Consider the following 20,336-nt stretch of genomic DNA (forward strand, 5'->3'; position numbering starts at 1 on the left):
GCGTGTAAGAAGGGCGCCGGTGGCGCCCTTGGCGGCTGCGCGAGAGGGCGACGGATGCGGGGCTGAAAAAACAAAAACCCCGATCGGATCGATCGGGGTTTTCATCGTAATTGGTGCCCAAGAGAAGACTCGAACTTCCACGGTGTTGCCACCGCTAGGACCTGAACCTAGTGCGTCTACCAATTCCGCCACCTGGGCAATTTCTCGATTCTACAGCATGCAGTTGAACGTCAGTAGTGGTGCCCAGGAGAAGACTCGAACTTCCACGGTGTTGCCACCGCTAGGACCTGAACCTAGTGCGTCTACCAATTCCGCCACCTGGGCACTGCTCTTGCGCTAAACTACTTGCTGCTTGAGAGGTCGCCAATATAAGGATGCGTCGAAGCGATGTCAAGAATTAAAGCTGAAAAAACCGAAAAAATTTCCAAACCCGCGTCGCGCCCCGCGCGCAAAAGCAAACCCGGTGGTCTGCGGGCCCAGGATCCCTACCTCGCCCGCGAACGCGAGCGCTACGAATCCCCGCTTCCCAGCCGCGAATTCATCCTTCAGCTGCTGGCCGATGCCGGTGCGCCGCTCGATGCGGACGAACTGGCCCGCATGCTCGATATCACCGAAGAAGAACAGATTGCCTTCCAGCGCCGCATCGCCGCCATGGCGCGCGAAGCCGAGCTGATGATCAACCGCAAGGGGGCGCTGGTGCTGCCGCAGAAGGTGGCACTGATTCCCGGCCGCGTTCAGGGTCACCCGGACGGTTTCGGCTTCCTGGTGCCGGACGACGGCAGCGGCGACCTCTACCTTGGCCCGAGGGAAATGGCCAAGGTGTTGCACAACGATCGCGTGCTTGGCCAGCAGATCGGTGTCGACCGGCGCGGCCGGCGCGAGGGCAAGATCGTCGAGGTGCTCGAACGCGTCAATACCTCGCTGGTCGGCCGGCTGCGTACCGAACGCGGCGTCAACATCGTCACCGCCGAAGACAAGCGCATCAGCCAGGAAATCCTGATTCCGCCGGGCGACGTCAATGGCGCCGAGCCGGGGCAGGTCGTCGTGGTCGAGATCGTCCAGCAGCCCGAGCGCCACGTGCAGCCACTGGGCCGGATCGGCGAAATCCTCGGCCGCTACGACGATCCGGGCATGGAAATCGAGATCGCGCTGCGCAAGCACAATCTGCCGCATGTATTCAGCGAAGCCGCCGAAGCGCAGGCCGCCGCAACACCGCAGAAAGTCCGCAAAAAAGACTGGCAGCCGATCAAGGGCGTGGCACGCGAGGACATCCGCGACCTGCCGCTGGTGACCATCGACGGCGAAACCGCCAAGGACTTCGACGACGCGGTGTTCGCGGAGAAGAAAGGCAAGGGCTGGCGCCTCGTCGTCGCGATCGCCGACGTCAGCCACTACGTGACGCCGGACGATGCGCTCGACCTGACGTCGATCGAACGCGGCAATTCGGTGTATTTCCCGCGCCGGGTGATCCCGATGCTGCCCGAGGCACTGTCGAACGGCATCTGCTCGCTGAATCCGGATGTCGAACGGTTGACGATGGTCTGCGACATGCAGGTCAGTGCCAAGGGGCTGATCAAGAAGTACCGCTTCTATCCGGCGGTGATGCATTCGAAGGCCCGGCTGACATACAACAAGGTCTGGGAAATGCTCTCGCAGCCCGAGGGTGCGCTGGCGCAGGACAACAGGAAGCTGCTGCCGCACCTGCAGACGCTGTACGCGCTGTTCCAGGCCTTCTCGAACGCGCGCAAGCAACGCGGCGCGATCGATTTCGAAACCACCGAAACCGAGATCCGCTTCGACGACAAGGGCAAGATCCGCGAGATCGTGCCGGTCGTGCGCAACGACGCGCACAAGCTGATCGAGGAGTGCATGCTCGCGGCCAACGTCTGCGCGGCCGACTTCCTGATCGAAGCCAAACACCCGACGCTGTTCCGCGTCCATGAAGGCCCGACGCCGGAAAAGCTCGAATACCTGCGCGAGTATCTGAAGACCTGCGGGCTGTTTCTCGAAGGCGGTGACGAGCCGGGAGCATCCGATTACGCCGAGGTGCTGGCGAAGATCAAGGACCGGCCCGATGCCGGCCTGCTCCAGACGCTGCTGCTGCGCAGCCTGCGCCAGGCTGTCTACAGCCCGGACAACAAGGGCCACTTCGGCCTCGGCTATGACGCCTACGCCCACTTCACCTCGCCGATCCGTCGTTACCCGGACCTGCTGGTCCACCGCGCGATCAAGGCCGTGCTGGCCGGCAAGAAGTACAAACCGGCCAGAAAATGGGAAGACCTCGGCCTGCAGTGCTCGATGACCGAACGCCGCGCCGACGAGGCCAGCCGCGACGTGCTGAACTTCCTCAAGTGCTACTTCATGCGCGACAAGGTCGGCGAGACCTTCGAGGGCACGATTTCGGCGGTTACCGGTTTCGGCCTGTTCGTGATGCTCGACGGACTGTATGTCGAAGGCCTGCTGCACATTTCCGAGCTCGGCAAGGACTACTTCAACTTCGACGAGCGTCGCCACGAGTTGAAGGGCGAACGTAGTGGGGCGCTCTATCGTCTGACCGACCGGATCAGGGTCAAGGTGGCGCGCGTCAATCTCGAAACCAGCAAGGTCGATTTCGTGTTGGCCGACGAGGTTGTTGCACCGCTTGCGGCGCCTGCCGAGCACAAGGACGGGACGGCGTCGCGCCAGCAGCATGAGGGCCGACGCAACACGTCGCGCAAGCGTCGCGGCAAACGTCAGGCCAGCGCTGCCGCGCCAGCCCAACCGGCTGCAGCGCAGCCGGCCGTCGCCGTCGTACCGACACCCAAGCCGTCACCCAAGCCGACATCGCGTAGCCGGGCCAAGGTACGCTCGGTGACGCCAACGCCAACGCCAACGCCGGCCCCGGCCCCGGCCCCGGCCCCGGCGGCCACGCGGGCCAGCCGTCGCAAGCCGGCTGCGGGACCAGTACCGAGCCAGCCTGTCGCGACCAAGCCCGGTGAAGCGGAGGTGGCTCAACCCGCTGCAGCGACGAAGTCTGCGGCGCCACGCCGCTCGCGCGCTGGCGCGGCCAAACCGCCAGCGACCGCCAGCGCACCGGCAGCCAAGCCGGCCACAACGCAGCGTCCTGCGGCACCGGCACCGGCACCGGCACCGGCACCGGCACCGGCACCGGCACCGGCACCGGCACCGGCACCGGCACCGGCATCTGCATCTGCATCTGCATCGGCCGACGTACCCGCGGCGGCAGCAAACCGCCGTCGCAAGCCGGCTGTGGCTGCGCTGCTGGCACCGCCACCCGCCGTCAAGCCGGCCGCTGCCGCACCGGCGGTCGCTGCAGAGGTGCCGGCCGATGCCAAACCGGCTGCACGTCGCAGAAAGTCCTGAGCGAGTCGTGTATCGTGGCGACCCCGCGCCAGCCGCCGGGTCGTCACGCATCGTGACCGATCATGCGCAGCACTGCGCATTCATTGAATGAAGAGGGAGTAATCATGTTTATCGTCGACCGTTCGGCCGCGCTGATCCGCCCGAAGCAACCCTTTCTGGACTGGTTGCTCGGTTTGCCGGGGAACGACATCCCGCTGTCGCTGGAAGACGTCCGCGCCGATTGCACCGTCATCCTGATTCCGGAGGCCAACGAGCCCGAGGACGGCATCGCACATATCGACGAGATTGCCGAGCAGATTTTCGAAATGGAACTGTCGTCGTGGGTCGGTGACGAGGAACTCTGGCCGAAGAAGCGCAATCTGAAGCTGTTCTGGGAATGGTTCGACGTCGAAATCCATCTCGGCGTCATGGACAGCGTGTCGGAGGACATCCACAACACGCCGTCGGACCACAGTTATCACTAAGCCGCCACCGGCATCGCGCCGGCGCCGGTTTACGCCGCGGCCTGCCGGTCGCGGTGCGCCAAAGGGGAATTCATGCGCCGCATTGCTGCCTGCCTGCTGATCGCCGGTCTGTCCGGCCCGGTTCTGGCCGAAACGCTCAACTACAACGTCGTCAACCTGAATGCACAGTCGAGCCGCGAAGTCGGCAATGACACCGCGCATGCGCTGCTTTTTGTCGAGCTGAACGACGCCGATCCGGCACGGCTGTCCGACAGGGTCAACCAGACGCTCGCCGCGGCGCTCAAGCGCGTCAAAGCCGTCGGCGCGGTACAGTCGGGCGGTACCGGTTACACCACCTTCCCGGTCTACAACAACAAGACCAACAAGCAGGAAGGCTGGCGCGGTCGAGGCGAGCTGCGACTGAACAGCAAGGATTTCTCCGCGCTGTCGAAGCTGCTGGGTGAACTGCAGCAACCGCTGGCCAACGGCATCGGCATGCAGCTCGCGGACGTTCGCTACGGCGTGTCGGAGCAGCGGCGCGATCAGGTCGAGAACGAACTGATCGAGGAAAGCCTCAAGGCCTTCCGTCAGCGTGCCGATCTGGTTCGCCGCAATCTGGAAGGCAGCAGCTTCAAGGTCATCAACGTCAACGTCGATACCGGCCATGTCTCGCCGCCGCCGATGCCGATGTACAAGTCCGCGCGGACGATCTCGGCCGATGCCGTCGGTGCGGCACCGCCGATGCTCGAGGGCGGCGACAGCCGGGTATCGGTCACCGTGTCGGGCAGCATCCAGGTCCAGCAGTGACCCCCTTGCCGCTGCAGTTGCGCCCGTCCCGGCAGGCGCGGCTCGTGCATGCCGCCGCATTTGTCGCGGCGGCTGCGGCGGCATTGGCTTCGAGCTGGGCGGTCGTCGGACTGCTCTGGCTGGCGGCCGGCTGGGTGCTGACGCGGCGGCGCGTGCAGCCGGCGGCCATCGCTGCCTGTGACGACGGCACGCTCGTCCTGCACTGGCAGGACGGCCGCATCAGCCCGGCAACACTGGGGCCCGCATCGCGGGTCGGCATCTGGCTGGTTTCGCTGCAATTCATCGGGGGGCGCGGGCGGATTGCGCTGGTGCTCTGGCCCGACAGCGCCGACATCGAAGCGTTGCGGCAGTGGCGGGTCTGGCTGCGCTGGGAGCGGCCGGCCATATTGCGGCGGCTGCAGCAGGCTGCCGATCCGCGCTGAGCTTGCGCCGGATCAAACGGAAAGCCGCGTTAGCGGATTGAACTGACGTCAACCGCCGTTTATATTCCCGTCATGCTCGCACGCTTCAAATCGTCAGGTCTGGCCTGGCTTGTCGCCCTCCTGCTGGTCTTTGCCCAGCTGGTGACGGCCGCCTACGCCTGTGCCGAAGCGTTGCCGCCGCAACCCAGCGCCCCGATGCTCGACATGTCCGACTGCGACATGCAGCAGATGGTGCAACCGGTGATCTGCAAGGCGCACTGCCAGAAAGAAGCGCAATCGGCCGACGTGCAACTGCCGCAGCTGACAGCACCGTTTTTCGTCGCACTGTTCTTTGCGTCACCCTATCTCGAAACGCCCGATACCGCCGTCGTGCAGGCGAGGACGGCCCCACCGACGCTGATCGCCGCGTCACCGCCTTTACGGATCCAGTACCAGGTCTTCCGCAATTAGTCCGCGCCGTTCGCCCGTCTAAGCGTTCGGCCCGACTGCATCGCGCTGTTTCCGTTCGCCCCCGATGCCGGGGCGTCAGGGGCAGACGATCGCACTCTCCGCCGCACGCATCCGAAACCGCGTGGAGAGACCCATGTCCCCCTTCTTGATTCTGGCTGCCGCCTTCGGTGCAGCCAGCCTCGGCGCGCACGCGCTGACCCTGGATGAAGCCCTTGCCGCTGCCGGCGGTGCGCCCGATCTCGTCGCCAGCACCGCAGCGACGGCGGCGGCGCAGTCGCTGACGAAATCGGCCGGTGCCTTGCCCGATCCCAAACTCTCGGTCTGGGTCGACGACCTGCAGACCTCCGGCCCCGATGCCTACCGCGTCGGCGACGCCAAACGCATGGTCAGCCTGATGCAGGAGGTGCCCAACGGCGACCGCCGCGACGCCGAGCGGCAGGTTGCCGGCGCACAACTGCAGACCAGCGAGGCGCAGGCCCGCTACACGCAACTCAGCGTCCGGCGCGAAACCACGCTGGCGTGGCTGGCGCTGCACTACCTCGACCGCAAGCTGGACGTGCTGGCGGCGCAGGACGCCGACAACCGGCACAGCCAGCAGGCGGGCGTCGCCGCGCTCAAGGGCGGTGCATCGGCCGATGCCGCGCTGGCGGCCCGGCTCGAGCGCGACCAGCTCGACGACAGCCGCGACGACATCGAACGCGATCGCGCCCGCGCCCGTGCCCAGCTCGCGCGCTGGATCGGTCCGGCACTCGCCGCACAGCCGGCCACCGGCGGATTGCCGGCGTGGCTGACCTCCGCCCGGACGCAGGCCGACGACATCGCCGAGCAGCCCGAAATCCGTGCGGCGGCGACGCAGGTGAGCGCAGCGCAGGCCGAGCTGGCGCTGGCACAGGCGACGAAGAAGCCCGACTGGGGGGTCGAGGTCGGCTGGGGTTACGACGCGATGGATCAGGGCATGGCGATGGTGAAGTTCACCTTCGACCTGCCGGTGTTCGCCGCGTCGCGGCAGGACCCGAAAATCGCCGCGGCGCTGGCCAATGTGCAGAAAAGCGATGCCGAACGGCAGGCGCGCATGGCCGCCTACCGGCAGCAGATCGACGAGCTGCGGGCCGAGCGGACGGCGATCCGGGCGCAGATGGACCGGCTGAAAACCCGCACCCTGCCGCTGATCGACCAGCAGGTCGAACTGGCATTGGCCGGCATGAAGTCGGGCAAGGGCAGCGATGGCGTGCTCGGCGCGCGCAAGGCACGACTGGCTGCGCAGATGCGCGCCATCGAACTCGAATCCCAACTGGCCGCCGCCGATACCCGGCTTTACTTCCTGACCGGAGCACACTGATGAATACCAAGACAACGATTGCGATCGCCATCGCGACCCTGGGCATCGGGGCCTTCGGCGGCTGGCTGGCCGGACAGCGGAACGCGGAACACGCGACGCCGACCGCATCGGCGGCAAAGGCCGAGAAACCGGTGCTGTACTGGTACGACCCGATGAAGCCGGACGTACATTTCGACAAGCCGGGCAAGTCACCCTTCATGGACATGCAGCTGCAGCCGCGCTACGCCGACGAAGGGGGTGAAGCGGTGGGGGTGCGCATCGATCCGGCGCTGACACAGAACACCGGCGTCAAGCTGGCCAGGGTCGAACGCGGCGAACTGGCCGGCGGACTGTCGGTGACCGGCACCGTCGTCTTCAACGACCGCGACGTGGCCATCGTTCAGGCGCGTACCGGCGGCATCGTCGAGCGCGCTTACCCGCATGCCGTCGGTGACGTAATTGCCGCGGGCAGCCCGCTGGCCGACGTGCGCGTGCCCGAGTGGCTGGCCGCGCAAAACGAATACCTGGCGTTGCGCGGCGATGCACAACTGGCGGCGGCGGCGAAATCGCGGCTGATCCAGCTCGGCATGAGTGCCGCGGCGGTGGCGCAACTCGAACGTAGCGGCGTCGCGCGACCGGTGGTGACGATCACCGCGCCACGCGGCGGGATGATCGCCGAGCTCGGCGTGCGTCAGGGCATGACCTTGGCAGCCGGGCAGGCGCTGGCACGGATCAACGGGCTGTCCAGCGTGTGGATCGAGGCCGACGTGCCCGAGGCGCAGGCGGCTGCTTTGCGCGTCGGCGCACCGGTGCAGGCGCACTTCGCCGCCTGGCCCGACCAGCCGGTCAACGGCAAGGTCACCGCGCTGGTGCCCGAGCTGAAGGCCGAGACGCGGACAATCCGTGCACGAATCGAGGTGCCCAACCGTGACGGGCGCCTGCTGCCGGGCCAGTATGCCCGGGTGACACTGGCCGGCGAGACCAGGCCTGCGCTGTGGGTGCCGAGCGATGCGGTGATCGCGACCGGCCAGCGCCATGTGGTCATCGCGGTCGACGGTGACGCCAAGGCCGGCTGGCGCTATGCGCCGGTCGAAGTGCGGATCGGCAAGGAGGCCGGTGGCAGGAGCGAGATCATCGCGGGGCTGGACGAGGGCCGGCAGGTCGTCGTGTCCGGCCAGTTCATGATCGATTCGGAAGCCAGCCTGCGCGGCGTACTGGCGCGCATGGCCAGCGCACCGGCAGTAGCGCAGCCGGAGGCCAAGGTCGAGGCAACGGCCAGCCCCGAAGGCGTCGGCGTGGTCAGGGCGATCGGGGCCGGTTCGGTCACGCTGGCGCACGAGCCGATCGCCGCGCTGAAATGGCCGGCGATGACGATGCCGTTCACGCTGATGAGCCCGGCAGCGGCCAAAGGCATTGCGGTCGGCGACAAGGTCCGTTTCACGCTGATGATGCATGGCGACGACGCGATGATCGAATCGATGGCCAGGGTCGACGGAGGTGGGCAATGATCGCCGCACTCATCCACTGGTCGATCCGCAACCGTTTCATGGTGCTGCTGGTGACGGTGATGCTCGCCGTCTGGGGTATCTGGGCGGTGCGCACGACGCCGATCGACGCCTTGCCCGACCTCTCGGACGTGCAGGTGATCATCCGTACGCCGTATCCGGGCCAGGCGCCGCGCATCGTCGAGGATCAGGTCACCTATCCGCTGACGACGACGATGCTGTCGGTGCCGGGCGTGAAGACGGTGCGCGGCTACTCGTTCTTCGGCGATTCCTATGTCTACGTGCTGTTCGACGATCACACCGACCTGTACTGGGCGCGATCGCGCGTGCTCGAGTACCTGAACCAGGTGCAGGGCAAGCTGCCGGCCAGCGCGAGGCCGGCGCTCGGGCCGGACGCCACCGGCGTCGGCTGGATCTACGAGTACGCGCTGGTCGACAAGACCGGCGCGCGCAGCCTTGCCGACCTGCGCAGCCTGCAGGACTGGTTCCTGCGCTACGAGCTGAAAACGCTGCCGAACGTCGCCGAGGTCGCGGCCATCGGCGGCATGGTCAAGCAGTACCAGATCGTGCCCGACCCGGTGAAGCTGGCCGGCTATGGCATCAGTGCCGATACACTCGTCGATGCGGTGAACAAGGCCAACAGTGAGGCGGGCGGTTCGGTGCTCGAGCTCGCCGAGGCCGAGTACATGGTGCGCGCGACCGGTTATTTGAAGACGCTCGACGACTTCCGCGCGATTCCGCTCAAGACCGTGTCCGGCACCGTGGTCCGGCTTGGCGACGTCGCGCGGGTGCAGACCGGCCCGGAAATGCGCCGCGGCCTTGCCGAGCTGAACGGGCAGGGCGAGGTCGCCGGTGGCGTGGTGATCCTGCGCAGCGGCAAAAACGCCCGCGAGACGATCGCGGCGGTCAAGGCCAAGCTGGAAACGCTCAAGTCCAGCCTGCCACCGGGCGTCGAGATCGTCACGACCTACGACCGCAGCCAACTGATCGACCACGCGGTCGAGAACCTCAGCCACAAGCTGATCGAGGAGTTCATCGTCGTCGCGCTGGTGTGCGCGCTGTTCCTGTGGCACCTGCGCTCGGCGCTGGTCGCGATCATCACCTTGCCGCTGGGCATCCTTGCGGCCTTCGTCGTGATGCGTTATCAGGGCGTCAACGCCAACATCATGTCGCTTGGTGGTATCGCGATCGCGATCGGCGCGATGGTCGACGCGGCGGTGGTGATGATCGAGAACGCGCACAAGAAGCTCGAGGCCTGGCAGCACGAGCATCCGGGCGAAACGCTGGTCGGCGACGCGCGCTGGCGCGTGATCGGCGACGCCGCGGCCGAAGTCGGGCCGGCGCTGTTTTTCAGCCTGCTGATCATCACGCTGTCGTTCATTCCGATCTTCACGCTCGAAGCGCAGGAGGGCCGGCTGTTCGGGCCGCTGGCGTTCACCAAAAGTTACGCGATGGCCGCTGCCGCCGGGCTGTCGGTGACCCTGGTGCCGGTGCTGATGGGGTACTGGATTCGCGGCCACATTCCGTCCGAGGACAAGAATCCGCTCAACCGCTGGCTGATCCGCGCCTACCAGCCGCTGATCGACAAGGTGCTAGCGTGGCCGAAGGCGACGCTGGTGATCGCCGTCGTCGCGCTGCTGACCACGGTCATCCCGGCAAGCCGCCTTGGCGGCGAGTTCCTGCCGAACATGGACGAGGGCGATCTGCTGTACATGCCGAGCGCGCTGCCCGGCTTGTCGGCGGGCAAGGCGGCCGAACTGCTGCAGCAGACCGACCGGCTGATCAAGACCGTGCCCGAAGTCGCGACGGTGTTCGGCAAGGCCGGCCGTGCCGACAGTGCGACCGACAACGCGCCGATGGAAATGTTCGAGACGACGATCCGGTTCAAGCCGCGCGATCAGTGGCGGCCCGGGATGACGCCCGAGAAGCTCGTCGCCGAGCTCGACCGTACCGTCAGGGTGCCGGGGCTGGCGAACATCTGGGTGCCGCCGATCCGCAACCGGATCGACATGCTCGCAACCGGAATCAAGAGTCCGATCGGCGTCAAGGTCTCGGGCAGCAATCTGGCGCAGATCGAGCAGGTGGCGATCGAGGTGGAGAAAATCGCCAAGACCGTGCCCGGGGTGTCGTCGAGTCTGGCCGAGCGCTTGTCCGGCGGGCGCTATATCGATGTCGACATCGACCGCGATGCGGCCGGCCGCTACGGCCTGAACATCGCCGACGTGCAGTCGGTGGTCGCGCGGCTGATCGGGGGCGAGAACATCGGCGAAACCGTCGAGGGCACCGCACGCTACCCGATCAACGTCCGCTACCCGCGCGAAATCCGCGACAGCGTGCAGAAGCTGCGCGATCTGCCGGTGGTGACACCGAACGGCGCGCAGATCACGCTAGCCACCGTCGCGAAGATCGCCGTTGTCGACGGTCCGCCGATGCTCAAGAGCGAGAATGGCCGGCTGGCGTCGTGGGTGTACATCGACGTGCGCGACCGCGATCTCGGTGCTGTCGTGGCCGACCTGCAGGCGGCGGTCGCGCAGCAGCTGAAGGCGCCGCCGGGCATCAGCATCGGTTACTCGGGCCAGTTCGAGTACATGGAACGCGCCAACGCACGGCTCAAGCTCGTCGTCCCGGCGACCTTGCTGATCATCTTCGTGCTGCTCTATCTGACGTTCAGGCGCATCGACGAGGCACTGCTGATCATGGCGACGCTGCCGTTTGCGCTGATCGGCGGCGTCTGGTTCCTCGACGTGCTCGGCTATCACCTGTCCATCGCCACCGGCGTGGGCTTCATTGCACTGGCCGGCGTCTCGGCCGAGTTTGGCGTGATCATGCTGCTCTACCTGAAGCAGGCGCTCGAACAGCGAGACGGCGACGACGCCGAAACGGTGAAAGCGGCGATCGTCGAAGGCGCCGTACAACGCGTCCGGCCCAAGGTGATGACGGTGGCGACGATCCTGGTCGGCCTGTTCCCGATCCTCTGGGGCAGCGGTGCCGGTTCGGAAGTGATGAGCCGGATCGCCGCACCGATGGCCGGCGGCATGATCACCGCGCCGCTACTGTCGATGTTCGTGATTCCGGCTGCCTATCTGTTGATGCGACAGCGGCGCAAAGGCGTTGCCGTGAAGGTGCAAGTAGCAATCGGCGCATGATCCTGCGTAGTGTTCTTGACCGATCGATCAGTCGGCATTGAATGGATATGCAAGAAAATTGAAAAGCCCAGCCTGGCTGGGCTTTTTAATGCGGTAATGAACAAGCCGCTGCTTGTTGCGCAGGTACTTATGATGTGCTTTTTCGGCCTAAGGTTTGGAGTAACAGGCCGGCTTCAGCCAGTGCCGGTTGAATGAAAAGTCAGCTTGCGCTGTAGGCAATCTGATCATCAAACAAGAACATTTGCACATCGTTGTCATCAGGGGCGAGGATTCGGCGATCTGCCGCACATGCTTGGCCACATTCGCTGGCAAAGGCTTCCTTGATTGCCGCCATCGATTCAAAGTGCAGCGTTCCGATGAGGTATGGATCAGTGGCACCCGCCATTGCGACGATGGGACCTTTACTCACTTCATAGCTTTTGAGGCCCGGCAGGTTTTTGGCCAACGGAATGTGAATCTCGAAGTAGTGCTTGTCGAACGCAGCCGGATCCGCCGGGGTTTTGTAGATGACGACCATGCGTGCCATACCAGACTCTCCTGGAAGTGTCGAACTGTGTCCGACTGGGCAATCTAACGTTTGAAGTAACGGGCCGGATTTAGCCGGACCCGGTGGAACGAAGTTTCAGGTATTTGACTACAGGCCAGCTTGCCATTTTAGTTCAAATGCTTTCTCTGCGATCCGCAAGCAGTGCTGAATGTTGGCTGGCAGTTCCATTCGCTCTGTTTGAATCTGATTTAGGTGGTTGGCAACTTCTTCCGGTGCTGCATCTTCCATGACGATACTGAAAATACGTGGCAGGTATGCCCTATATTCAGCGTCAACTTCTTCCGTGAATTCCGAAACACCTATTGGGTCCCACTCCTTGAAAAGAAGTACATCCAAAGCCAGATAGAGCTCAAGTTCTTGAGGCGATAGTTTCGTGCCCATGATTGGACCTGACGTTTGAAGTAACGGACCAACTTTAGCCGGTCCCGGTTGACTGAAGTATTGGACGTCATGATGGACTACAACGAACGACCGTCGAAGTGCCTTAAGGGAAGCGACGACAACTCGACGCCTTCAAGGCAACGGGCGTTGACCACTACCATTGGATTCCCTGAGAGAACCCCCTCGGCAAACGTATGAATGCCGCACTTCGGGCAGAACCGGTGTTTAATGGCTTGGGCGCCAAAAGTGTAGGTGGCCATTTTTTCCTGAAAGGTGAGCAAGCGAAATCTGTCGGGTGGAACTCCCCAAAGAAGCGCGCCCTTCTGCGAACAAATTGAGCAATTGCACTCAGTAACTTGGGTGAGTTCACCCTCGATCTCGAAAACTACTTGCCCGCAGTGACAGCTACCTGTGAATTTCATTTGTGGGTTCCTTCGGTGGTGCAAAGCTGTGTAGCAATGGAAAAACCACCAGCATGAATGATGAGCGCCAACCTGGGGTACGCACCATGGTGGATATAAAAATATTGCAACGACTGCCGGATAAAACGGCCGTCAGTTGCCATGAACGTTTCTGCGGAATAAGTGCTCTGGTTTTCCCAGTAAAAGTGCGCTTTGGTAGGACGCAGGTCATTTATTTGGACATGACGGGCAATACCGCAAACACACCGTGACCACGCTGGTTTGCACAGGGTTGGATTTGCCCGCACCTCTGTCACGGCCGTCTGTGAACCGAAAGCTTACACCAAGTTGATGGGATAATTTATCAGGTTTAACGACCTGCGTCAGCTGCGGGAGGTGGCGCGGGGCTGGTGTGTTTTCTGAATGATCTGGTTGTGGCGCGCGAGGTCCAAGCACGCCATGAAGATGGCGGGGTGGTAATTGGCCGGCAATCGGGCCGTTGGTGATGCAGGCCCAGAATCGCTGCATGCATCGCTGATGCATTCATCCACGAATCCGGAGCTGAACATCATGAACAAACTGCTTGTTGCCATTGCCACCCTTGCTGCGATGGCCGGCGCCAATGCCGGTGACGAACAGATGCTGGTCAACCGTTACCAGCATTCGCACCTGTCGTCGCCGCAAGCGCTGGCGAATCAGGACACCCATTTCGGCAACCCGGCGCAGTACGACGAACACAATGTCCGGCGACCGTCGTTCGATGTCGTGATCGGCGCTCAGGGGATTGCCTCGCCACGCGTTTCTGCGGTGGGCGACCGCTACACCGTCAACTACAGGGTCAGCAACGGCGCCGGGCGCGATGTCTATTTCGTCATCGGCGATCAGGATTTCCTGAACGAGCTGGGCAGGTTGTCGCCGCAGCAACTGGCGGCGCTGGGTCAGGACTTTCATGCGATCAGGGTGAGCGCCGGTAGCACGGCGAACATGGCCTGGAAGTACAGCGTGTTTGCGCGCAACAAGGTCTATCTGGCGGCGGTCGACATGAACGGCAGCCTGATCGGCACGCCGGCCGAAGTCCGCGTTTTGGCGCGCGGCCAGAACAACCAGGAGTACCTGTGGCAGGGCTGATCGCCGGTCCGGCCTAGGTCCGTCGATCGACGAACTGCAGGCCGAAGGTGGTGTGCGCGTTGTCGCTGGCGATGCGCAGCTGCCCGCCGTGCAGCTGCATGATCGACGCGACGATCGCCAGCCCCAAGCCGGTGCCGCCATCGTCGCGGCTGCGCGCCGGGTTGACGCGGTAGAAGCGTTCGCTCAGGTGCGGCAGGTGGGCGGCGGCGATCGGCTCGCCGCGGTTGGTGACGTCGATCAGCGTACTGTCCGGCTCGCGCCGGATCGTGACGGTGACCGGTGAATCGGGTGCGCTGTGACGGATGGCGTTCGACAGCAGATTGGTCAGCGCGCGCTGCAGCATGCCCTTGTCGGCGTCGACCTGGCCGTCGCCGTCCAGTTGCAGCACCACGCCGCGGGTTTCGGCCAGCGCGTCGAAGAAGTCGAACAGGCTTTCGATCAGTGGCCGCAGCGCGACCGGTTCGATCTTCAGCGCCTGCTCCGGCTGTTCGGTGCTGGCGAGGAAGAGCAGGTCGGTGATCAGCCGGTTCAGCCGCTGCATTTCCTCCTCGGCGGACGCGAGTACCGATTGATAGGTGGCGACGTCGCGCGTCTTGCCCAGGCATACCTGCACCTCGCCGAGCAGATTGGTCAGCGGCGTGCGCATCTCGTGCGCGAGGTCGGCCGAGAACTGCGACAGCCGCGACACGCTGCGTTCCAGCCGGACCAGCATGCTGTTGAACGAGTCGGCCAGCTCGCGCAGCTCGGCCGGCAATTCGCTGGTCGCCAGCCGCGAGTGCAGCGAGCTGGCGGTGATGCTGCCGACCTGTGCGTTGAGCTGGCGCAGCGGCCGCAAGGCACGTCTGGCGACGAACCACGAGCCGAGCGCGATGAAGACCATTGCCACCGGCAGCAGCAGCGCCAGCGAGCGGCGGAAGGCGGCGAGCAGTTTTTCGTCGTTGTCGCGTTCGATGAAGCCGAGCAGCCAGCGGCCGTCGCCAAGCGGTCTGGACCAGACCAGTGCACCGGCGTCCTGACGCGGATCGAGCCGGGCAACACCGGCGTGCAGCGGCTCGCGGATCACCCGGCCGGCACTTGTCGCTGCGACCGGGTCGGAGCTGTCGATTACCGCTGTCGGGGTAACCATGGCCCAGTGCAGATAGGGATGGCCGACCAGCAGCAGCGACACCTGTTCCGGCTGGGCGCCGCCGCCGCGTTGCAGCGCGGATTCGACCAGCGCCATCTTGCCACCAAGCTCGGTTTCGGCCCGCCGGTCCAGCGCCAGCTGCAGCAGGTGATCCATGCCGACGCCGATCGCCAGCACCAGTACCGTCCCGAACGCGCCGACCAGTCCGCCGACGCGCATTGCCAGCGATCTGCCGCTCATTCGTCCTCCCGCACTTCGAACACGTAGCCGACGCCGCGGACGGTGTGGATCAGCTTGGCGGGGTAGTCGTCGTCGACCTTGGCGCGCAGCCGGCGGATCGCGACGTCGACGATATTGGTGTCGGTGTCGAAGTTGACGTCCCAGACGTTGGACGCGATCAGCGTCCGCGTCAGCACCTCGCCGTTGCGGCGCATCAGCAGGTGCAAGAGCGCGAACTCGCGCGAGGTCAGCTCGATCTTGCGGCCGTCTCGGTAAGCGCGGTGCTTGACCGGGTCGAGTTCGAGTCCGCCGATGCCGAGCACTTCGGACGGGTTGCCCTTGTGGTTGCGCTTGAGCAGCAGCCGGATCCGTGCCAGCAATTCGGCAAATGCGAACGGCTTGACCAGATAGTCGTCGGCACCGGATTCGAGCCCGCGTACCCGGTCGTCGACACGGCTGCGCGCGGTCAGCATCAGCACCGGCGTCTGCTTGCGCCGGCGCAGCCCGTCGAGCACGCCCCAGCCGTCGAGCACCGGCAGCATCACGTCGAGGATCACCAGATCGAAGTCGTCCTCGAGCGCCTTGTGCAGCCCGTCGATGCCGTCGACGGCAATGTCGACCGCGTAGCCGCTTTCGCTCAGCCCCTGTTTCAGATAGCCCGCCGTCTTGGCTTCGTCCTCGACGATCAGAATTCGCACAGCCTTCTCCTTGCTCACCGCGCCATTCTAAGCCGGCGCCACGGCGCGTACCGAAGATGACAATTTCGTCATCCACGGGTAATCCGGCCGCCCGGCGCCACTGGCCATACTCGGCGCATTCAAGTGTCGGACCGGGATGAGGACATGGTAAAGCTGGTGCTGCTGGCGATGGCGATCTCGCCGTGGGTGCATGCCGACGAGGCCGCGTCGATCGCGCTGCCGTTCGAGTCGGCGTTCGCAACGTATCAGGCCTACAAGGACGAGGCAATCGGCGACTGGCGCGAGGCCAACCGGGTTGTCGACCATGTCGGCGGCTGGCGCGTCTATGCCAAAGAGGCAAGGCAGGCCGATGCGACCGATTCGCACGCCGGCCACGGGGAGCGGCCATGACGTCCGGGCGTCGGCTGGCGGTGATTGCTGCGGCACTGGTGTTGAGCGGTTGCGCGAGCGTCGATTTCGACGAGTCGGTGGCGCAGGCCAACCGCGACGCGGCCGATTTCACCCAAGGCAAGCTGGCGCTGGCGTCGACCGATGTGCAACGCGATGCGATGCGTGACGAAGCGGCGAAACTGCTGGACCAGCCGCTGGGCCAGACCGGCGCCGTGCAGGTTGCACTGCTCAACAGCCTGGCCTTGCAGGCGCTGCTGGCGCAGAACTGGGCCGATGCAGCGGCGGCCGCGCAGGGCGGGCGGTTGCCGAACCCGGTGTTCTCGTTCGAGCGGATGACGATCGCCAACGAACTGGAGTTCGGCCGGCTGCTGGCGTTCGGCCTGCTCGACCTGATCACCCTGCCGCAGCGCTACAACACGGCCCAGCGGCAGATCGCCGCCGCCCGGTTGCGGTTGACCGGCGATGTCGTCAATCAGGTCACGCAGGTGCGACAGGCATGGGTGAATGCCGTTGCCGCGCAGCAGACGCTGGTCTACACGCGGCAGGTGTTCGAAGCGGCCGAGGCCAGTGCCGAGCTGGCACGGCGGCTGCAGTCGGTCGGCAACTTCACCAAACTCGACCGGGCGCGGCAGCAGGCGTTTTACGCTGATGCGGCCACCCAGCTGGCCGGTGCACAACATGCCGCCACCGCAGCGCGCGAGGCGCTGGTCCGTCAGCTCGGGCTCGACGACGCGCAGGCGCAGCAGCTGAAGCTGCCCGATCGCCTGCCGGCGCTGCCGAAGTCGCCGCGTTCGGCCGACGACACCGGCAAGGCAGCCAGCAGCACCCGGATGGACGTGCGCCAGGCGCGCATGTCGCTCGACGCCGCGGTCAAGGCGCAGGGACTGAACTGGATCACCAGCTTTGCCGACATCGAACTCGGCCTGCGCTACGACACGGTGTTCGACACCGCCGACGGCGCCAAGAACCACAAGCGCGGGTTCGAGGTCGACGTGCGGCTGCCGCTGTTCGACTGGGGCGACCTGCAGCGCGACGCGATGAACGCGCAGACGCTGGCGGCGGCCAACCGCTACGAGGCAACGCTGCGTGCGGCCGGGTCGAACCTGCGCGAAAGCTATTCGGCGTACCGGACCAGTTTCGACATCGCCCGCCATTACCGCGACGAGGTCGTGCCGCTGCGCAAGACGATCTCCGAGGAAAACACGCTCCGCTACAACGGCATGCTGATCGGCGTGTTCGAGCTGCTCGCCGACAGCCGCGATCAGGTCGGCGCGGTGATCGGTGCGATCGGCGCCGAGCAGCAATTCTGGCTGGCTGACGCGGCGCTGCAGGCGGCGGTACTGGGCCGGCCGGGTACGGCAAGCGTTGCCGTGGCAGCCAGTGCCGGCGGCGGTGGCGGCGAAGCTGGGCATTGATCCGATCAAGGAACAGGGACATGACTTCAAGAAGAGATTTTTTGCGCACCGTGAGTATTGCTGGCGGTGCCGTGGCGGCGGGTACGGTCAGCAAGGTGGCGATGGCGGCCCTGCCCGAACCGGTGATCCAGTCCGCGCCGGACACCATGCCGCCGCTGTTCCCGGGCACCGGCCGGCCGTACAACCCGGTGGTGACGCTGAACGGCTGGACTTTGCCGTGGCGGATGAACAAGGGCGTGAAGGAGTTCCACCTCGTCGCCGAGCCGGTGGTGCGCGAAATGGCACCCGGCTTCAAGGCGCACCTGTGGGGCTACAACGGCCAGAGTCCGGGGCCGACGATCGAGGTCGTCGAGGGTGACCGCGTGCGCATCTTCGTCACCAACCGGCTGCCCGAGCACACCAGCATCCACTGGCACGGCCAGCGCCTGCCCAACGGCATGGACGGCGTCGCCGGGCTGAACCAGCCGGCGATTCCGGCCGGCAAGACCTTCGTCTACGAGTTCGTCGCGCGCCGCCCCGGCACCTTCATGTACCACCCGCATGCCGACGAAATGGTGCAGATGGCGATGGGGATGATGGGCTTCTGGGTCACGCACCCGAAGACCAAAAACCCGCTGATCGACGACGTGAACCGCGACTTCTGCTTCCTGCTCAACGCCTACGACATCGATCCCGGCGCCTACACGCCGAAGATCATGACCATGCTCGATTTCAACCTCTGGAGCTGGAACAGCCGGATCTTCCCGGGCATCGATTCGCTCAACGTGCGGCTGAACGACAAGGTGCGGATCCGCGTCGGCAACCTGACGATGACCAACCACCCGATCCACCTGCATGGTCACGAGTTCCTCGTTACCGGCACCGACGGCGGGCCGACGCCGAAAAGCACGCGCTGGTACGAGGTGACGACCGACGTCGCAGTCGGCCAAATGCGCCAGATCGAGTTCCTTGCCGACGAGGAGGGCGACTGGGCATTCCACTGCCACAAGAGCCACCACACGATGAATGCGATGGGCCACGACGTGCCGACGATGATCGGCGTCGACCATCGCGGCATGGCGAAAAAGATCAACACGCTGATCCCGGACTACATGGTGATGGGCGAGCGCGGCATGGCCGACATGACCGAGATGGAAATGCCGATCCCCGACAACACCGTGCCGATGATGACCGGGCAGGGGCCGTTCGGCAGCGTCGAGATGGGCGGGATGTTCAGCATGCTCAAGGTCCGTCGCGACCAGAAGCCTGGCGACTACAGCAACCCCGGCTGGTTCAGGCATCCGCCCGGCACGGTGGCGCACGAATACAAGGGCCCGGCGCTCGACGCAACCCGCAGCAAGGCAGCCGGCAACCCGGCAATGCCGCGCGCCAGGGGCGGCGATGTCGAAGTGCAGGTCCGCAAACCCACGGCCAGGTCCGGCCACTGAATCGGTTCATCCACTGGAGCAGACATGAAAACTTCACACCTCGTCGTACTGATCGCCGGCTTCGGCCTTGGAGCCACGGCTTTCGCCAGCGGTACCCACGCCGGGGGCCACGACAGCGCGATCGGCCAGCCGGGCAAGGCCGGCAAGGTCAGCCGGACGATCACGGTCGAGATGAACGATGCGATGCGCTATTCGCCGGCGAGCATCGACGTCAAACAGGGCGAGACGATCCGCTTCGTTGCCAAAAACGTCGGCAAGGTCAAGCACGAGTTCGTCATCGGCACCGAGGCCGAGTTGAAGGCCCACTACGAGCAGATGAAGAAATTCCCGGACATGGAGCACGAGGACCCGCAGACCGCGTCGGTCGCGCCGGGCAAGAGCGGCGAGGTGATCTGGCAGTTCACCAGGGCCGGCAAGGTGGACTTCGCCTGCCTGCAGCCGGGGCACTACGACGCCGGAATGAAGGGGTATGTCGACGTTGCGAAAAAACGCTGACGCCGATTGCTCCCGCTTTACTTCCCGGGCGGCTGCCCGAATACGATGAGGAATCCATCATGCAAAAACGTTTCGCACTCGCCGCACTCGTGACCACGCTCTGGCTCGGTGCCGCCCACGCCCAGGGCGACGACTACACCGACGGCGAGGTCCGGAAGATCGACAAGGCCAACGGCAAGATCACGCTGAAGCACGGCGACATCAAGAGCCTCGACATGCCGGGGATGACGATGGTGTTCGCCGTCGCCGACAAGACGCAGCTGGATCAGGTCCAGCCCGGCGACAAGGTCAGATTCAGGGCGGCCAGCGAGGGCGGCAAGATCATCGTTACCGATCTGCGTGCCGCACCCTGACGCTTACTTGAGGTAGGAGCGCAGCACACCGAGCACCTGCTCAAGATCCTGTTCGCGCTGCGCCGGTGTGGCATCGACGTCGCCGAGGTGCTCGCGCATATGCCCTTCGAGGACCTGGGTCATCAGCCCGTTGACGGCGCCGCGAATCGCGGCGATCTGTTGCAGGATCGCCGTGCACTCGCTGCCTTGTTCCAGCGCGCGCTCGATCGCTTCGGCCTGACCGCGGATGCGGCGGACGCGTGTCAGCAGCTGTTTCCGGTCCCGGATCGTGTGGCTCATCGGCATTCCTCTGTGTGATTTTA

The 20,336-nt window shown here is 64.9% G+C and carries 21 protein-coding genes and 2 tRNA genes; 15 read left to right on the plus strand and 8 right to left on the minus strand.

Annotated features, from left to right (window positions below):
• Positions 1 to 111: 111 nt before the first annotated feature.
• Both IE097_RS04420 and IE097_RS04425 read right to left on the minus strand, forming a co-directional pair.
• Positions 112 to 198, minus strand: a tRNA-Leu gene (locus IE097_RS04420).
• Between the two features lie 39 nt (positions 199 to 237).
• Positions 238 to 324, minus strand: a tRNA-Leu gene (locus IE097_RS04425).
• Positions 325 to 387: 63 nt separating this feature from the next.
• Here IE097_RS04425 and rnr point away from each other — a divergent pair.
• The 8 genes from rnr (at position 388) to IE097_RS04465 (ending at position 11,454) form a co-directional block, all read left to right on the plus strand.
• The gene (gene rnr, locus IE097_RS04430) at positions 388 to 3,363 is read left to right on the plus strand and encodes a ribonuclease R (protein ID WP_189458934.1); all 2,976 of its coding nucleotides are present in this window, start codon (positions 388 to 390) and stop codon (positions 3,361 to 3,363) included.
• A 104-nt stretch (positions 3,364 to 3,467) separates the two neighbouring features.
• Positions 3,468 to 3,827, plus strand: a complete 360-nt coding sequence (locus IE097_RS04435) for a hypothetical protein (protein WP_189458935.1) — start codon at positions 3,468 to 3,470, stop codon at positions 3,825 to 3,827.
• Positions 3,828 to 3,899: 72 nt separating this feature from the next.
• The gene (locus tag IE097_RS04440; protein WP_189458936.1) at positions 3,900 to 4,613 is read left to right on the plus strand and encodes an SIMPL domain-containing protein; all 714 of its coding nucleotides are present in this window, start codon (positions 3,900 to 3,902) and stop codon (positions 4,611 to 4,613) included.
• Positions 4,610 to 5,035 carry a protein YgfX gene (locus tag IE097_RS04445; RefSeq protein WP_189458937.1) on the plus strand — a complete coding sequence of 142 codons (426 nt, stop codon included), beginning with the start codon at positions 4,610 to 4,612 and terminating at the stop codon, positions 5,033 to 5,035. Before IE097_RS04440 ends, IE097_RS04445 begins: the two co-directional genes overlap by 4 nt.
• Before the next feature lie 72 nt (positions 5,036 to 5,107).
• The gene (locus tag IE097_RS04450) at positions 5,108 to 5,485 is read left to right on the plus strand and encodes a hypothetical protein (RefSeq protein ID WP_189458938.1); all 378 of its coding nucleotides are present in this window, start codon (positions 5,108 to 5,110) and stop codon (positions 5,483 to 5,485) included.
• Between the two features lie 133 nt (positions 5,486 to 5,618).
• Complete coding sequence (locus tag IE097_RS04455) at positions 5,619 to 6,824, plus strand: TolC family protein (protein ID WP_189458939.1); 1,206 nt, start codon at positions 5,619 to 5,621, stop codon at positions 6,822 to 6,824.
• Positions 6,824 to 8,311, plus strand: a complete 1,488-nt coding sequence (locus IE097_RS04460) for an efflux RND transporter periplasmic adaptor subunit (RefSeq protein WP_189458940.1) — start codon at positions 6,824 to 6,826, stop codon at positions 8,309 to 8,311. Before IE097_RS04455 ends, IE097_RS04460 begins: the two co-directional genes overlap by 1 nt.
• Positions 8,308 to 11,454: an efflux RND transporter permease subunit gene (locus IE097_RS04465; RefSeq protein ID WP_189458941.1), complete on the plus strand. Its 3,147-nt coding sequence runs from the start codon at positions 8,308 to 8,310 to the stop codon at positions 11,452 to 11,454. The genes IE097_RS04460 and IE097_RS04465 overlap by 4 nt, the downstream gene beginning before the upstream one ends.
• 199 nt (positions 11,455 to 11,653) lie before the next feature.
• On the opposite strand, the gene IE097_RS04470 is transcribed toward IE097_RS04465, so the two are convergent.
• The 3 genes from IE097_RS04470 to IE097_RS19645 form a co-directional block, all read right to left on the minus strand.
• Positions 11,654 to 11,980: an EthD family reductase gene (locus IE097_RS04470; RefSeq protein WP_189458942.1), complete on the minus strand. Its 327-nt coding sequence runs from the start codon at positions 11,978 to 11,980 to the stop codon at positions 11,654 to 11,656.
• A gap of 108 nt (positions 11,981 to 12,088) precedes the next feature.
• Positions 12,089 to 12,382, minus strand: coding sequence for a hypothetical protein (locus IE097_RS04475; RefSeq protein WP_189458943.1), 294 nt, complete (start codon positions 12,380 to 12,382; stop codon positions 12,089 to 12,091).
• A 77-nt stretch (positions 12,383 to 12,459) separates the two neighbouring features.
• On the minus strand, positions 12,460 to 12,804 hold the full coding sequence (locus IE097_RS19645; protein ID WP_189458944.1) for a GFA family protein: 345 nt from the start codon (positions 12,802 to 12,804) through the stop codon (positions 12,460 to 12,462).
• A 53-nt stretch (positions 12,805 to 12,857) separates the two neighbouring features.
• Here IE097_RS19645 and IE097_RS04485 point away from each other — a divergent pair, with 53 nt between their 5' ends.
• Both IE097_RS04485 and IE097_RS04490 read left to right on the plus strand, forming a co-directional pair.
• Positions 12,858 to 13,055 (plus strand): hypothetical protein, encoded by a 198-nt coding sequence (locus tag IE097_RS04485; RefSeq protein ID WP_189458945.1) that lies wholly within the window; start codon positions 12,858 to 12,860, stop codon positions 13,053 to 13,055.
• 298 nt (positions 13,056 to 13,353) lie between these two features.
• On the plus strand, positions 13,354 to 13,911 hold the full coding sequence (locus IE097_RS04490) for a hypothetical protein (RefSeq protein ID WP_189458946.1): 558 nt from the start codon (positions 13,354 to 13,356) through the stop codon (positions 13,909 to 13,911).
• Positions 13,912 to 13,924: 13 nt separating this feature from the next.
• Here the strand turns inward: IE097_RS04490 and IE097_RS04495 are convergent, their stop codons facing one another.
• Positions 13,925 to 15,277, minus strand: a complete 1,353-nt coding sequence (locus IE097_RS04495) for a heavy metal sensor histidine kinase (RefSeq protein WP_189458947.1) — start codon at positions 15,275 to 15,277, stop codon at positions 13,925 to 13,927.
• Positions 15,274 to 15,954, minus strand: a complete 681-nt coding sequence (locus IE097_RS04500; protein WP_189458948.1) for a heavy metal response regulator transcription factor — start codon at positions 15,952 to 15,954, stop codon at positions 15,274 to 15,276. Before IE097_RS04500 ends, IE097_RS04495 begins: the two co-directional genes overlap by 4 nt.
• Before the next feature lie 144 nt (positions 15,955 to 16,098).
• Between IE097_RS04500 and IE097_RS04505 the strand changes: the two genes are divergently transcribed.
• From IE097_RS04505 to IE097_RS04525, 5 genes are read left to right on the plus strand one after another with little or no spacing between them, the layout of a single operon-like run.
• Positions 16,099 to 16,344, plus strand: a complete 246-nt coding sequence (locus IE097_RS04505; protein WP_189458949.1) for a hypothetical protein — start codon at positions 16,099 to 16,101, stop codon at positions 16,342 to 16,344.
• Positions 16,341 to 17,759: a TolC family protein gene (locus tag IE097_RS04510; RefSeq protein WP_189458950.1), complete on the plus strand. Its 1,419-nt coding sequence runs from the start codon at positions 16,341 to 16,343 to the stop codon at positions 17,757 to 17,759. The genes IE097_RS04505 and IE097_RS04510 overlap by 4 nt, the downstream gene beginning before the upstream one ends.
• Before the next feature lie 20 nt (positions 17,760 to 17,779).
• Complete coding sequence (locus IE097_RS04515; RefSeq protein WP_189458951.1) at positions 17,780 to 19,186, plus strand: multicopper oxidase domain-containing protein; 1,407 nt, start codon at positions 17,780 to 17,782, stop codon at positions 19,184 to 19,186.
• A 24-nt stretch (positions 19,187 to 19,210) separates the two neighbouring features.
• On the plus strand, positions 19,211 to 19,681 hold the full coding sequence (locus tag IE097_RS04520; protein WP_189458952.1) for a cupredoxin domain-containing protein: 471 nt from the start codon (positions 19,211 to 19,213) through the stop codon (positions 19,679 to 19,681).
• Positions 19,682 to 19,740: 59 nt separating this feature from the next.
• Positions 19,741 to 20,034 (plus strand): copper-binding protein, encoded by a 294-nt coding sequence (locus IE097_RS04525; protein ID WP_189458953.1) that lies wholly within the window; start codon positions 19,741 to 19,743, stop codon positions 20,032 to 20,034.
• Positions 20,035 to 20,037: 3 nt separating this feature from the next.
• Here the strand turns inward: IE097_RS04525 and IE097_RS04530 are convergent, their stop codons facing one another.
• Complete coding sequence (locus IE097_RS04530) at positions 20,038 to 20,313, minus strand: metal/formaldehyde-sensitive transcriptional repressor (protein WP_189458954.1); 276 nt, start codon at positions 20,311 to 20,313, stop codon at positions 20,038 to 20,040.
• Positions 20,314 to 20,336 lie beyond the last annotated feature (23 nt).

This window comes from Jeongeupia chitinilytica (assembly GCF_014652315.1).
GTDB lineage: Bacteria > Pseudomonadota > Gammaproteobacteria > Burkholderiales > Chitinibacteraceae > Jeongeupia > Jeongeupia chitinilytica.